Origin of the sequence: Exiguobacterium sp. SH1S1 (assembly GCF_004337245.1) — a bacterium.
GTDB classification, from domain to species: domain Bacteria; phylum Bacillota; class Bacilli; order Exiguobacteriales; family Exiguobacteriaceae; genus Exiguobacterium; species Exiguobacterium aurantiacum_A.
Genome location: NZ_SJUZ01000010.1, coordinates 1 through 14,349, shown reverse-complemented (window position 1 = coordinate 14,349; position 14,349 = coordinate 1). Strand labels below are relative to the sequence as shown.

11 protein-coding genes are annotated in these 14,349 nt (G+C 54.0%); 3 read left to right on the top strand and 8 right to left on the bottom strand.

What is annotated here, in order from left to right; all coding sequences use genetic code 11:
• Positions 1–2 precede the first annotated feature (2 nt).
• The 3 genes from EVJ23_RS13520 to EVJ23_RS15395 all read left to right on the top strand — a co-directional run bounded on the left by EVJ23_RS13520 (position 3) and on the right by EVJ23_RS15395 (position 1,841).
• On the top strand, positions 3–749 hold the full coding sequence (locus EVJ23_RS13520) for a P-loop NTPase family protein (RefSeq protein WP_131466091.1): 747 nt from the start codon (positions 3–5) through the stop codon (positions 747–749).
• 2 nt (positions 750–751) lie between these two features.
• Positions 752–1,612: an MBL fold metallo-hydrolase gene (locus EVJ23_RS13515; protein WP_131466093.1), complete on the top strand. Its 861-nt coding sequence runs from the start codon at positions 752–754 to the stop codon at positions 1,610–1,612.
• A 94-nt stretch (positions 1,613–1,706) separates the two neighbouring features.
• Positions 1,707–1,841 carry a hypothetical protein gene (locus EVJ23_RS15395; RefSeq protein WP_255569865.1) on the top strand — a complete coding sequence of 45 codons (135 nt, stop codon included), beginning with the start codon at positions 1,707–1,709 and terminating at the stop codon, positions 1,839–1,841.
• Between the two features lie 28 nt (positions 1,842–1,869).
• Here EVJ23_RS15395 and guaC read toward each other — a convergent pair whose 3' ends face one another.
• From guaC to EVJ23_RS13470, 8 genes are all read right to left on the bottom strand, one after another.
• A complete protein-coding gene (guaC, locus tag EVJ23_RS13505) occupies positions 1,870–2,853 on the bottom strand; it encodes a GMP reductase (protein WP_070328030.1) in 984 nt (327 codons plus the stop codon).
• Positions 2,854–3,055: 202 nt separating this feature from the next.
• Entirely contained in the window at positions 3,056–5,122 is a 2,067-nt protein-coding gene (locus EVJ23_RS13500) for a PAS domain S-box protein (protein ID WP_236633570.1), read from the bottom strand.
• A 93-nt stretch (positions 5,123–5,215) separates the two neighbouring features.
• The gene (locus EVJ23_RS13495) at positions 5,216–6,400 is read right to left on the bottom strand and encodes an MFS transporter (RefSeq protein WP_070328032.1); all 1,185 of its coding nucleotides are present in this window, start codon (positions 6,398–6,400) and stop codon (positions 5,216–5,218) included.
• A gap of 140 nt (positions 6,401–6,540) precedes the next feature.
• Complete coding sequence (locus EVJ23_RS13490) at positions 6,541–7,797, bottom strand: MFS transporter (protein ID WP_070328033.1); 1,257 nt, start codon at positions 7,795–7,797, stop codon at positions 6,541–6,543.
• Between the two features lie 126 nt (positions 7,798–7,923).
• A complete protein-coding gene (locus tag EVJ23_RS13485; protein ID WP_131466095.1) occupies positions 7,924–9,933 on the bottom strand; it encodes a catalase in 2,010 nt (669 codons plus the stop codon).
• A 112-nt stretch (positions 9,934–10,045) separates the two neighbouring features.
• Positions 10,046–12,130, bottom strand: a complete 2,085-nt coding sequence (locus EVJ23_RS13480) for a heparinase II/III family protein (protein ID WP_131466097.1) — start codon at positions 12,128–12,130, stop codon at positions 10,046–10,048.
• Between the two features lie 102 nt (positions 12,131–12,232).
• Positions 12,233–12,883, bottom strand: a complete 651-nt coding sequence (locus tag EVJ23_RS13475) for a hypothetical protein (RefSeq protein WP_131466099.1) — start codon at positions 12,881–12,883, stop codon at positions 12,233–12,235.
• A gap of 51 nt (positions 12,884–12,934) precedes the next feature.
• On the bottom strand, positions 12,935–14,140 hold the full coding sequence (locus EVJ23_RS13470; protein WP_131466101.1) for an NAD(P)/FAD-dependent oxidoreductase: 1,206 nt from the start codon (positions 14,138–14,140) through the stop codon (positions 12,935–12,937).
• Positions 14,141–14,349: the final 209 nt, after the last annotated feature.

Genomic DNA, 14,349 nt, shown 5'->3' with positions numbered 1-14,349 from the left:
ACATGGGAAAACTTTGGTTAGTTGAAGGGTTGCCTGGAAGTGGGAAAACAACTTTCGCTGAAAGGCTTGCTGTAGCTATTCCGAGGGCTAAGTTTTATTCCGAGTCAGACGAAAGTCATCCGGTCGATGTCCATGCAGTCAATTGGGTGAAATCGTTTGACTATGCGAATGGTGAGGTCATCGATCAAGATGATGGTGGAGTGTTCGTACGCTTCGGTTCTGAGGAAGAAGTGCTGGGCACGGACGTGTACGAGTTGCCGTTCGAACAACACGTCACGCTCATGCTCGGGCGTTGGAAACGATTTGTCGAGCTGGCACAGCAACACGATACATCATATATATTTGAATGTGTGTTGCTTCAAAATCCTTTCACCATCGGGATGGTAGCGCAAGACGTATCGAATGAACAAATAGAAAGCTATATCATGAAAGTGGCGGATTTGATCAAACCGCTTGAACCGACAGTGATTTATTTAGAAACGGAAGACGTTCCTACCGTCTTTAGTAATGTTTTTGCGGAGCGATCGGAACAATGGAAGCAAGGATTTGTTGACTATTATACGTCACAGACATACGGGACCAATCGCGAATTATCCAATATTGAAGGGACGATTGAGATTTTGCTTGAACGGCAACATCGGGAATTGAACTTGCTCAACCAATTGCCGTCGCGGACGATTCGAATTGTAAATGATGATCGAAGATCTTTTGATATCCTTAAAACACTGACCGAGAAAGGAGGACGATGACGATGCAAACGCTAGAGCGTTATTCGGACTGCTTTTGGTACATGACGCCAGTCGCTGAGACCGACCGGCCAATCATCGGCGCAGTCGTCGGAGATCGGCATACGCTCATGATTGATGCAGGGAACTCGGAGGCTCACGCCAACTTGTTTTTGGACGCCTTGGCCGAGCGGGGAATCGAGCGTCCTTCGCTCGTCGCTTTGACACATTGGCACTGGGATCATATTTTCGGTCTGTCCGCGTTACGAGATGCGGTATCGATTTCGAGTGTGGCGACGAAAGCGCGTATCGAACGAATGATGCCGTACAAATGGGATGACGACTCGCTCGACGAACGCGTCGAGAGCGGAATCGAAATCGCGTTTTGCGCCGATGCGATTCGGCTCGAGTTTGGAGACGTTCGTTCGATGCAGGTCGTTTTACCGACCGTGACGTTCGATGATACAGTAACGCTCGACCTTGGTGGGGTCCACGTCTTGTTGAAACACGTCGGTGGGGATCATGCTGCCGACGCGGTTGTGGCTTACGTGCCAGAAGAGAAAGTGCTATTTCTAGGGGACGCGCTCTATGCGAACCTCTATGCCTCATCTTGGAGGATGACCGCAGTCGAGACGTTACGGTTATTGAGCGTCCTCGACACGTTCGAGGCTGAGGCGTACGTCTGGTCGCACGGGCACGTAGCGACGCGAGCGGAATATGAGAAAGACCGTGATATGCTTCGACGTTTAGCCCAGATTTCTCTCGATTCCCCTGGAAATAGAGATGCGATCACGTCTCAGTATGAACAGATTACTGGTCGAGAGGTTGACGAAGAGGAGCAAGAGCTGATCACCTTCTTCGTGAATGGATCGAACGGTGAGACGTGATGGAGATTAAACGGATTCACGATGAGGATAAGGTGTTTCAACAATTGTTGACGAGCCGATTGCAGGTCGCGGAAGGGGACTTGGAGCAAGACAAGTGAAACTGACGACGTTCTCATTCCAGGCGAAAACGTTTTATGGACGCTTCGGTTATGATGTGGCCGGTGTCCTCTATGATTACCCGCCTGGTTCTGATTACTACATGATGACGAAACGGTTGATTCATCCATAAAAAAAGCGGCTCACGCGAGCCGCTTTTTTTAGTATACTTTATCCCCGTTAAAGATTGAGTTTTTCACCATGACGTAATCGACGGTACGTAACGCGTCGAGATTGTTCCCACCCGAGTATGAGATGGCCGACTGGAGGTCTTGCTCCATCTCGGTCAACGTGTCTTGAAGCGCCCCTTTGTGCTCGACGAACACTTTCTTGCCTTCGACGTTTTTCCGTTCCCCTTTTTGGAATTCAGAAGCCGACCCGAAGTATTCTTTGAGCAGTTTCCCGTCCTGCTCGAACGTCTCCCCCGGAGACTCGTCGTGACCGGCGAACAGTGAGCCGATCATGACCATCGACGCCCCGAAGCGGACCGATTTGGCGATGTCGCCGTGCGTGCGGATGCCCCCATCCGCGATGATCGGTTTCGTCGCCGCCTTGGCACACCAGCGGAGCGCGGCGAGTTGCCAACCGCCTGTCCCGAAGCCGGTCTTGATTTTCGTGATGCACACTTTGCCCGGTCCGATGCCGACTTTCGTCGCGTCCGCCCCGGCATGCTCGAGCTCACGGACCGCTTCCGGTGTCCCGACGTTCCCGGCGATGACGAACGAGCTCGGAAGATGCTGTTTGATGTGTTGGATCATCCGGATGACCGCGTTCGAATGGCCGTGTGCGATATCGATTGTGATGAATTCTGGTGTATGTCCCGCTTCGGCGAGCTGTTCGACGAACCGATACTCGTCTTCTTTCACACCGACACTGATTGACGCGTACAGGCCACGTCCGTGCATGTCTTCGATGAACCGTAGCCGCGTTTCCGGATTGAACCGATGCATGATGTAGAAATAGCCGTTCTCAGCGAGCGAGAGCGCCACGTTCTCATCGATGATCGTCTGCATATTTGCCGGAACGACCGGAAGGCGGAACGTGAGGCCGCCGAGTGTGACGCTCGCGTCACATTCCGAACGACTATCGACGACACATTTTGCCGGAATCAATTGAATATCTTCATAATCAAACACTTTATCCATCGTTTGCACCCCTATTTACGAACATTTTAATTGAGTTGTCTAGAAATACTTCGCCCATTCGGTAATGTAACGCATTTTTTGATGAAAGTCAAAGGGATGTATCGAAAAAATGTATATTTTCAATACAATAACGTTATTTATATTCTTAATGTTCGTGTTTAGGCTAACTACGTTAATGTTTCACGTGAAAAAAGACCGCTAGTCAGCGGTCTTGAAACATCACATATCGGTTGCGGCCGTTCGACTTGGCTTCATAAAGTGCGAGATCGGCTTGCTTGAGCAATCGTTTCTTTGTCATGCCTGATTGGTAACGAGCGACACCGACACTCGACGTCGTGACGAACGTGTGGCCTTCGATCTGCCACGGGTGCTGGAGCGAAGCAATCAGCTTGTCCGCGACCCGGTCAGGTGCTGACAAATCGGTATAGCGGATCAATACAGAGAACTCGTCGCCGCCGAAGCGGGCGATCACGTCTTGTTTCCGTAGCGCCTGGGTGAGACGGAGTGAGAACTGTCGCAGCAGCTCGTCACCGACGTCATGTCCGAGCGTGTCGTTGATCTGTTTGAAATGATCGATATCGAGCGAGAGGATGGCCAGCTCCTCGCCGTCCTCTTCGACCCTCGAGAGTGCCTCTTCTAAGTAAGCCAAGAAGTAACGGCGGTTCGGGAGCTCGGTCAGCGTATCGTGGTAAGCTAAGTGTTTCAGTTGTTTCTCGAGTACTTTACGTTGCATGATCTCACGGGTGACCGTTAAATAGTGCAGCAACGTCGCTTCTTCATAGATAGCCTGAATCTTCGTCTCGAGCCAAATCCATCTGCCATCGTGGTGGAGGTGACGAAACTCGAGAGTGAGCGGCTCACTGCCGGCCGTCATCGCTTTGAGCTGTTGTCTCGTCGGCGTGACGTCTTCCGGGTGGATGAAGTCGAGCGTATTCTTGCCTTCGTAAACCGAAGGCGCATAGCCGAGGACGCTCTGGTGGGACGGCGAGGCGTAGCGGACACGGCCGTCGCGCTCGAGGATGCAGACGAGGTCGCTCATGTTTTCCGTGATCAGTCGGTACTGCGTCTCACTTTGGCGTAACGCCCGTTCCATCTCTCGTTTCTCGGTCACATCACGCAGGACGGTCATCACGGCGGTCGCCCCTTCATAATCAATCAATAGACTGCCGATATCTACGTGTAAGTGCTGACCGGCCGGCGTGACAAGGACGATTTCCGTGTCTTGGACAGGATCACCGAGCTGCAAGGCAGAAAGGCGTGTCCTCGTCACCTCATGGTATTCGGCAGCGATATATGTAAAGATGGATTCGCTCTCGATATACGTCTCCCCGATCGTCTCTAACGCCACGGCGTTCGCATATAAAATTAGGCCGTCTTTATGGACGATGATCCCTTCTGGAATCGTCTCGATGAGCTGGCGATAGCGTCGCTCGCTCTCTTGTAAAGCTCGTTCGGCGGTCTTCTCCGGCGTATGATCGATGATGATGGCGAACAGGCCGGTGATGTTGCCGCCGATCTCGATCGGGATGTTCAAGACGGCGAGGTCGAGCGCTTCACCCGTCTTATCATGCGCCGTGACCCCGTACTTGTGGGGCTTTCCGGATAAGGCGAACTGGAGTCCCTCGCGGACGAGCGGTTGTTCCGAGTCCGGCAGCCAGTCGAGGAACGAACGGTTGATGAAGTTGGCCTCGCAATAGCCGGTGATGTTTGTGACGGCAGGATTGATCGACTTGACCCGAAGTTCGGGGTCGAGCACGAAAATGCCGTGGGGCGAGTAGCGGCGCAACGACTCATGCTGGTCACGTAAAATCGATAGCTCGAGCTCACGCCGTTTCCGCTCCGTCACTTCCCGAACGACCGAGATGACGTGGGTGCAGGCACCGGATTCGTCAAATACCGGCGTCACTTCCGACTCGAAATAATGAAGCGGCAACAAGATCACATCTTGGTACTCGAGTGTTTCTGAGTAGAACGAATCAGCGAGGCGGCAGTCTTCATAGACGATGCTCTTTCGTGCGCGAATCGCCTCGTCATAATGGTGGGTGATGAGTGCGGCCGTCTCGGCCGGAACCATGTCGCCGACACACTTTCCGACGTCAGCGTCTGTCCAACCGATGGCCTGCTTCCCCGGCTCGTTCACAAATACATAGCGATAGGTCGAACCGTCCACTTCCATGAAGAACACAAAATCCGAGATTTTGTCGAACGTCTGGAGCAGGATGGAAGAATGGTGTTGGATCGTCTGGTCGGCGCGCATAATGTCCCTCATTTCAGTCGAATTTTTGACACGTCATTCTTATATTACAACATTCATAAAAAGATGTGTGAACATTCCAAAAAAGACAGGACTGTGAAAGTCCTGTCAGGCAGCTTGTTTGAGACGGTCCCGTTCTTGACGGCCGTTCATCACGTAATACAAGAAAATCGTGAAGGCGACGACCCCGGCGAGCAACAGATAGATGGTAGAGAAACCGGTCAGCGGGATGAGTAGCCCGATGAAGTAGGGACCGAAGCCGAGCCCGGCGTCGAGGGCGATGAAGAACGTCGACGTCGCCATCCCCATCCGTCCAGGTGAGGCCGCCTTGACGGCGATGGCCTGTGTACCGGACTGAATATTGCCGAAGCCGAGCCCGATCAACGCGCCGGCGAGTAAAAGGCCCAAAGCGCTCGTCGCTTGGCTAAGGACGAGCAGCCCGACCGCGAAGATGAAGATGGCCGGATACATGACGACGTTGGCGCCACGCGCGTCCATGAGCCGTCCCGTGATCGGGCGCGACAACAGGACGGAAATCGAATAGACGAGGAAGAAGACGCTCGCCGCTTCGACGAGGTCGAGTTCGGTCGCGTAAAAGTTGATGTAAGACAAGACGCTCGAAAAACTGAGCGCGGCGATCACGATGATGAGCGCGATCGGTAACGCCTTCGGCTCGACGAACGCCTTAAGTGACAATCCGCGAACGATTTCCGGATTGTCGGCCTCGGGAACGGTGACGAACAAGGCGCTCACTAAACTGACGACGCCGACGACGAGACAAGCGATAAAGATGGTCGAGAAACTCGTATATTGGCTCATCAGCAAGCCGACGAACGGGCCGATGGCGGTGGCGAGCGTCGAGCTCATGCTGTAGTACCCGATACCTTCACCTTTCCTCGCTCCGGGAATGATCTGGGCGACGATCGTGCCGGTCGCTGTGCTCGATAAACCCATGCCGAGACCGTGCACGAAGCGGGTGAACAGTAGGAAGCCGACGCCGAGGTCGACGAAATAGAGCAGGATTGTGGCCGTGAAGAAGGTCAGCCCGATCAACAGCGTCTTGCGCCGTCCGATTGAATCGATCAATCGTCCGATGAACAGCCGGCCGACGAGCGTACCGATGATGAAGATCCCGGTCACGAGACCGGCCTCACTTGTCGTCGCGCCGTACGTCGCAACGGCGTGGACACCGATCGTTACCATGAGCAAGAAAAAGATGAGCGTCAAGAAGAAGTTGACGAGCGAGATGATGAGGAAGTCTTTCGTCCATAATTTTTGTGCGGTCAATTGCATCGGCGATGACGCCTCCTTATTTGTTTGAACCTAAATAGTTAGTAAACATAACTAAAGGAGTATAGCAAATTGATGAGAGCTTGTCAGAGACGACGCATTGTGCATGAAAAACCGATTCGCGTGAGCGGATCGGTTTTTCATTAGATCAAGTGGCGGCGGTACCAGAGGACGATCGGTACGAGAACGAGTGAAACGATCCCACCGAGCAGTGATAGCGTCAAATAGCTCGACTGGGAGGCGATGATACCGGACAGCATGCCGCCCGAGGCGCCGGACAAGGCGATCCAGACGTCGACCGATCCTTGCGTCTTCGCTCTCGTCTCGGGTGTCGTCGCATCGACCAAGATGGCCGTCCCACTGATGAGACCAAAGTTCCAACCGACACCGAGCAAGACGAGGCCGACGATCAACAAGAACAGCGAGTCGGCCGGTGCGAACGCCGCGACGACGCCTGCGAAGAATAACGTCACCCCGGAAGCGATGGCCATGATTTCACGGCCGACTTTGTCGACGAGCACGCCGGTCACGAGCGAGGGTAAATACATCGCGCCGATATGGAAGCCGATGACGAGACCGACCGCGCTCAGTTCATGGCCGTGCTGCCGCATGTGGACAGGTGTCATCGTCATGATGGCGACCATGACGATTTGGCTGAGCACCATGACGAAAGCACCGACGTACACGCCAAGACGAGAGTGGACTTCTTCGGGTTGACGTTGCGTCGCGTCTGTCGATTGTTTCCGTTTCGATTCGATGGCTCGGGCGACGAGGAGCGGGTCAGGGTTCAAAAACACGATCAAGATGAGACCGGCCACGAAGTAGGCGGCTCCCGCGAGTAAAAACGGACCAGAAAGCGTCGGGATGCCGATGGCGTCAGCAACCCGCCCCATCGGTTCGACCAAGTTCGGTCCGGCGACGGCACCGAACGTCGTCGATACCATGGCGATACTGACCGCGGTCGCCCGTTCGGTCGCATTCGCCAAATCCGTTCCGGCGTAACGGGCCTGGAGGTTACTCGCCGTCCCGGCCCCGTAAATAAGGAGCGACACGAACAAGAGCGGTACGCTCTCGAACGCGGCGGCAAAGATGACACCGAACGCACCGAGGGATCCCGTCAAGAACCCGGTCGCGAGTCCGAACCGGCGTCCGACCCGTTGCGATATCATCCCGATCAGAAACGCGGCGCCGGCAGAGCCGAGCGTGAACAGCGCCGTCGGGACACCCGCATACGCATCGGTCCCGAGCAGGTCGCGGGCGAGGAGCGCCCCGACGGTTATGCCTGCGGCGAGGCCGGCACCCCCGAAAATTTGAGACAGCACGACGACGAACAACGTCCGTTTATACAGACGGCGTTGTTGCTCGGTGTCAGTCACATATGAATCAATCTTATTTCGCATGACACGATTCCTCCTCCATCAACTTATACCCCACCTAGTATAACGTTTGCAGGCGTGGAAAAGAAGGGTGGACAAAAAAGGACTCGACTCGAAAATACCGAGTTGAGTCCTTCTGTTCGTGAATCGTCAAGCGCGGTCCCAGAACCGGGCTTTGGCAATCCCGTCGATGAACGTGTCGAATCCGTCGAGACTGTGCTGTTTGAACGTGTAGACGCCAGGTTGGTCCGTCTTGACGCGGCACTGATTGAGCACTGAATCATCGTGTAAGTGCAAAGCGAGCGGCTTGAAGTGTTTATACGTGTTCTCGATAAACTCGAGGACGTCGTCTTCGACCGAACTCGCGGCGCTGACGAGGAAAGCGGCGTCGAACAGGCTCGAGTCGACCGTATCGTACGTCTCTTTCACTTTCAGGTCACCGAGCGTGTACGATTTCTTCCCGACGAGGCTATAGTTCACTTTTTTGTCGGCGAGCGCTTGGACCCACGCCTTCACTTGCACGGCATCGACATCACCGGCGAGAAGGACGGCGACGCTCTTCGTATCCGGTTTCGAGATCGTGTCCGCCATGCTGAGGGCAGGCGATGTTTTGTCCGAGACGACTTCGTTGTTCTCGGCAGGCAGTGCGACGCCTAAGTTGTCGGCGACGACCGAGGCGAGGTGACGGTCGATCCGGTTCAACAAGTCGACGGCATTTTCTTTCACCATGTCTGATTCACACTTGCCGAGCTCGAAACTGTAGGCGTCTTGAATGTGCTGCTTTTCGACCGGGGTCATGCTGTTGTAGAACATTTTGGCTTGTGAGTAGAAGTCGAGGAAGCTGTCGCTGCGGCCACGGACTTTGTGACCATCGACTTTCTCTTGGTAATGCTCAAATCCACCTTGGTCGACCGGCACAGGTGCCGGCTGATTGTTGTTGAGCGCGTTTTTATGGTAGCTCGTCTGGCCTTTATGGACCGACATTTGATGCATGCCGTCGCGTTGATTGTTATGGAACGGACAGACCGGTTTGTTGATCGGGATCTGATGGAAGTTCGGTCCGCCGAGACGTGATAGCTGTGTATCTGTGTATGAGAACAAGCGCCCTTGCAGGAGCGGGTCGTTCGAGAAGTCGATGCCGGGAACGATGTGCCCTGGATGGAATGCGACCTGTTCGGTCTCGGCGAAGAAGTTATCGACGTTCCGGTTGAGCGTCATCTTCCCGACAAGTTTGACCGGGATCTCTTCTTCCGGCCACAGTTTGGTCGGATCGAGGATATCGAAGTCGAACTTGAACTCGTCTTCGACTGGGATCATCTGCAGTCCGAGTTCCCATTCCGGGTAGTCGCCTTTATCGATCGCCTCATACAAGTCGACGCGGTGGAAGTCGGCGTTTTTCCCGACGGCCTTTTGCGCCTCGTCCCACACTTGCGAGTGGACACCGAGCTTCGGTTTCCAATGGAACTTGACGAAATGGGCTTTCCCTTCCTTGTTGACGAGTCGGAACGTGTGAACGCCGAACCCTTCCATCATGCGCAGGCTGCGCGGGATGCCGCGGTCGCTCATCGCCCACATCACGTGGTGAGCCGCCTCATGGTTTTGGCCGACGAAATCCCAGAACGTGTCGTGGGCACTCCCGCCTTGCGGGACTTCCGTGTGCGGTTCAGGTTTCACCGCGTGGACGAGGTCCGGGAATTTGATGGCGTCTTGGATGAAGAAGACCGGCATATTGTTTCCGACGAGGTCATAGTTGCCTTCGTCCGTATAAAACTTCGTCGCAAATCCACGGACGTCACGGACCGTGTCGCCGGACCCACGCGAACCTTGAACCGTCGAGAAGCGGACGAAGACAGGCGTCACTTTCGCAGGATCGTTCAGGAAATCCGCTTTCGTATAGTCGGCAAGTGACTCGTATACTTGAAATTCTCCGTGGGCACCGACGCCGCGCGCGTGAACGATTCGTTCAGGAATCCGTTCATGGTCAAAGTGCGTCATTTTTTCACGGAAGTGGAAATCTTCGATGAGCGTCGGTCCCCGAAGCCCCGCTTTGAGCGAGAACTCATCCTCCGCCATCTTCAGTCCTTGGTTCGTCGTCAGTCCTGCTGTTTGTTCATTGTCGATCGTATGTTGTTTCAACTGTTCTTCTTTTTTATTCCCCATCATGTTGCCTCCCCATAAGTATATGCTCTCCCGACGTAAGCCGTGATTGACCTACTTTACGGTTTTTCCCTAACGCTACGAGAAGAAACCCCCATTTTAAAATGGGGGTCGGTTAGCGCAGCATCGACAACGTCTTCGTCGTTCCATCTGATAAGGTGTATCGGACGATATAGTGGCGGGAGGTCGTCTCCATCTTGTAGGAACTGATTTTCGTCGGTTTTTCCCCGATGTGAAGGAGTGTCAAGTACGTCACACCTTTCCCGCGCTTCGTTGTCGCGACTTGATTCCGTTGTTGCCAATCGTAATCGCGGTACGAGACGTGGCTCGACCCGACGGCGAGTTTTGGAATCGAGCCGACCTCAAGTTGCAGGAGATGGAGCGAGCGGCCAGCCGCGTCTTTGAAGTAAGCGTATCGACTGCCACTCGCCACCCGGTGCAATCCGACACCGAGATGGAACCGCTGGACGAACGATTCGGTCACCGGACTCGTGACCCGGTCATAGACGAGCACCGTCCCGTCACGGTCATAGGCGAGACGCCGAGTGTGCGACATGCCGTTCCCGATCAATTGGCTCGTCCCGGAAGCCGTCCACTGAATCGAGGAGGTCCCGACCGACGTGATCTGGCTTCGTCGCAAGTTGCTCGGGATCAATCGGAAGCTTTGCCCGGCAACGTGAACCGTATTGTGAGCAGCGGCTTGGAGCACGACGTTCCGTTCAGGACGCTTCGTGTACGCATAACGTCCGCTCTCGACTAGGAAATCGCGGCCGTAACCGTACAAGTCGATGGACAGGTCGTCAGCATGTTTATGGATGTTGCTATGGTAACCAGCCGTCATCGTCACTTGGACGGCGTCTTGGAACGGTCCGGAGCGTCCTCCCCAATGTTGCCTGAAGAATGCGTATTGGTTGGACAGTCGGCCTGCCTTGACCGTAGGCTGCACTCCGGCCTTGCCTCCCGTCATCGCATAGAGGAGGTGGGGATACCGTTCAATGTAAGGGATGGCGTTCGTCCGGTGGGTGATGGACGGTGTGTCGCCGAACATCGGCAACGTGCCGTTCGGTTTGAGCATATACGTGAGCGCCACCGGCATGTCTTTCACGTCACGCATTCGACTCGACAGCTCAAAACGATTTGCCGACGCCCAATCATTGAAGCGGGCGAGTGTGTCATATAGATAGATTTGATAGTAGGGTGAGTGTTCGAGATGGACGCCGTCCGCACTTAAACTATGGTTCAGTTGTCTCGTCAGGCGGGTTGTGGCGAGCCCTCGCCAAGCCGCAGAGCGGTCAAAGGATCGATGCGTCTCGGCAACGGCCGAGAGCGCCATGTCTTGAAAGATACCGTGGTTGTTATTCGGTTTATAAAAGCTCGTCTTCGCCAAGAGCGTCGCGTGTTCATAAAGTGTTTTCGCAAACAGTTGTGAGAACGCTGGGTCAGTATTGACGCGTGATGTCCGGAATACGTTCCAAAAATTGAGCAAATGGAACGTACGGATCGCGGTACCGTGGTCATGGTAAGGCCATGGGTGGCGCGTATAGGCAGAAATCGGATATTGCTTCGTCCAGCTCGAGATGATTCGCTTCCCGTAACGGAGATACTCATCTTGTCCGGTGGCGGCGTAAGCTTGCGTCAGTTGGTTAAGTGTCGTGAAATAGTGGATTTGAAACTTGAATGAGTTTGAATCGACGTTTGGGACGTACTTGTCGAATCGATATGTATCAATATTTGGGACGCGCAACTGATAGGGTGGTGATGGGATATACCAATTCCCCTTTATGGCGGCGTCGGCTCGGGCGATGGCAGTCGAGTCTTTCAGCTCGTCGTAATAGTAGGGGATGTGTCCGCGCGTCAGCGTCCTCATGTATTCGTGAATAAGCCGTGTGTTTGCCGAGTCCGCAATCGCGGTTAACGATAGGTTCGTCGAAATCAGTCGTCCATCTTGCTTCCTTACGTACCAGGTCGTTCTTCCGTCAACGAGGCGATAGTAGGCACCCGATGTCGTGACGGCTCGAAATATTTTCGTGCTTTTTAGCGTCGTCTTCGGGATGAGTGTCTTGCCTGAAAATTGATAAAGTATGGTGCCAGCGGAGACGCTTACTTGATATGGGGCTGGTGTCGCAGCTTCGACGTTTTCGGGTGAAATACTAATGTTGATCAGGAGCAATAAAACCAAGACGATAACGGAGCGTCTCATAAGGTGTCGTCCTTTCTGGAGCACGATTCAGCAAAAAATCCCTGCCCCATACAGTTAGCCGTTGGGGGAGGGAAGTCCTGCTTGTTCAGTGAACGAAAGGTGTCACAACGCTGCCCAAACGCTCTGTTTCAAGACGATATGCTGCACTTTTTCAGGCTCGAGATCGTATTTCGTCGAGATGGTCCGGGTCACTTTTGCTTTCAAATCAGGGTCGTTGGATTGTTTCGCCTCGTAAATCTTGTTCCACTCTTCCCAGACACGTACCTCGCCTTCAGATAGTTGGCCGGTCCATTCCTTCTCGCGAAGCTGCCAACCGAACACCATGTCGTCGTAGTCACCGGCCTCGACCGTCTCGGCGAGCGACCAGTCGCCTCCTGGCGCGTAGACGGCCTGACCGAGGGGAGAGTCCGTGCCAATATACGCCTCGTGATCATAGAAACGGATCAATGCGGCTTGGAACGTGTCTCGTTCGGTCACCTCACTCATGACGTCATGGCTGATGGACTGGAGCGTCTCGACGTCAGGACGTCCGTGGACGACGACATCGTATTCATAGCGGACCGCGTCATCTTCATGTATCGGTTTGCTCGCTTCAATCGTATAAGCTGCTTCGTGCTGAGACATCTGCTCGGTTTTGTCTTTCTGTTTCGGCGGGTCATTCGGCCACACGTAAACGGTGAACGCGATGGCCGGGACGAGCAGCAGCGCTCGTCTCAGACGATATACCCACTTCGGTTTTCGTTTCGATTTCATGGTTATCACTTCCGATCTTATGTATGAAAAAATCCCCTGATCGCCAGGGGATTAACGCGTCCGATCTAATCGTACGAGCCGGGCATCCGAATTGTCGATGCCGCGCACTAAATCACTCAAGATTTTAGAACCTAACATGCTGTAAACCGTACCGTTGCCGCCATACCCGAGCAGGTAGAACAGGTTTTTCCGGTCCGGGTGTTCCCCGATGAAGGGCAGGTGGTCGATCGATTCACCGAACAGAGCTGCCCAAGCGTATTCGACTGTCAAATCGTACATTGGGAACAGCGCCGCTACTTCTTGGCGAATCCGCTCGGCCCGATTACGGATGAGCGCCTCACTATGAGGCGTTTCCGGCTTTTCTTCGTCGAGGCCACCGGCGATGATCCGGCCATCGACCGTCGTCCGCAAGTAGAGGTAAGGACGTTTCGTCTCCCAAATGAGTGCCTGCCCGTCCCAATCTTTGAAATCCTTGATTGGGTTCGTCGCGATGGCGTAGGAACGGTTGAGCTCGATGCGATGGGTGTCGAGCAGTGGTGCCGGCCCGTAACCGGTCGCGAAGATGACATGCTTAGCCTTGAACGTTGTTTCAGGCGTCAACACGAGCCAGCCGTCCCCGTCAGGCACGACTTCCGTCACGTCCGTCTCCTCGAAAATCGGAACGTCGTTCATCGATAGGTGGCGAACGACTTGACGGCTGAGCGTGAGCGGGTTGACTTCAGCATCGCCTTTTGTGATCAGTGCGGCCGGTTTATCAAATGGGAACCGGTCTTGGAGTGCCGTTTGATCAAGCCATTCAGCGTCAAACCCGTGCTTGGTGAGCATCTCATATTCACGTTTCAGTTTGGAGACATCTGCCTCCTCGCTCGCGAAGCAAAGACTGTCGCGTCGGATGTAGACGTCTTTTGCGTCGACGGTCTCGGCGACCTCGTCGAGCGCATCGACCGCCTCCCTACATAATTTATAGAAGCGGACGGCATCGACTTCCCCGATCTGATCAGCGAGCTCATGCAACATGATGTCGTTTGAATACTGGATGAGCCCAGTGTTCGCCGACGTGCTTCCGGCTCCGACTTTCCCTTTGTCGAGGACGGCGAAGTCGATGCCGTCCTTATAAAGCGTGTAAGCCGTCAATGTGCCGGACATGCCGGCTCCGATGACGAGCACGTCGTACTGTTCTTTTTGGATCGGTTTTTGTAAGACGATCTGTTCCGACTCAGTGATCGGCCAATATAAGTTCCCGTTGTGCATTTCCATGACGTCATCCTCCGATAATCAGCATCTTCTTCTTAATCCCCGAATTTTGAGATTGAAAACGCAAAAAACCGCAGACGAGATGTGATATGCTCCCCAATAGGTAGACAGATGAAATAACAAATCTGTTTATCTATTGGGGAGTGTTTTTTTATGGCGAGAAGTCGGCATTCGATTGAACAAAAACTGAGTGCACTACGTATGCTGGAAGA

Coding starts and splice junctions, on each gene's coding strand:
- EVJ23_RS13520 (WP_131466091.1), top strand. CDS start 3: ATGGGAAAACTTTGGTTAGTTGAAGGGTTGCCTGGAAGTGGGAAAACA.
- EVJ23_RS13515 (WP_131466093.1), top strand. CDS start 752: ATGCAAACGCTAGAGCGTTATTCGGACTGCTTTTGGTACATGACGCCA.
- guaC (WP_070328030.1), bottom strand. CDS start 2,853: ATGGATAAAGTGTTTGATTATGAAGATATTCAATTGATTCCGGCAAAA.
- EVJ23_RS13500 (WP_236633570.1), bottom strand. CDS start 5,122: ATGAGGGACATTATGCGCGCCGACCAGACGATCCAACACCATTCTTCC.
- EVJ23_RS13495 (WP_070328032.1), bottom strand. CDS start 6,400: ATGCAATTGACCGCACAAAAATTATGGACGAAAGACTTCCTCATCATC.
- EVJ23_RS13490 (WP_070328033.1), bottom strand. CDS start 7,797: ATGCGAAATAAGATTGATTCATATGTGACTGACACCGAGCAACAACGC.
- EVJ23_RS13485 (WP_131466095.1), bottom strand. CDS start 9,933: ATGGGGAATAAAAAAGAAGAACAGTTGAAACAACATACGATCGACAAT.
- EVJ23_RS13480 (WP_131466097.1), bottom strand. CDS start 12,130: ATGAGACGCTCCGTTATCGTCTTGGTTTTATTGCTCCTGATCAACATT.
- EVJ23_RS13475 (WP_131466099.1), bottom strand. CDS start 12,883: ATGAAATCGAAACGAAAACCGAAGTGGGTATATCGTCTGAGACGAGCG.
- EVJ23_RS13470 (WP_131466101.1), bottom strand. CDS start 14,140: ATGGAAATGCACAACGGGAACTTATATTGGCCGATCACTGAGTCGGAA.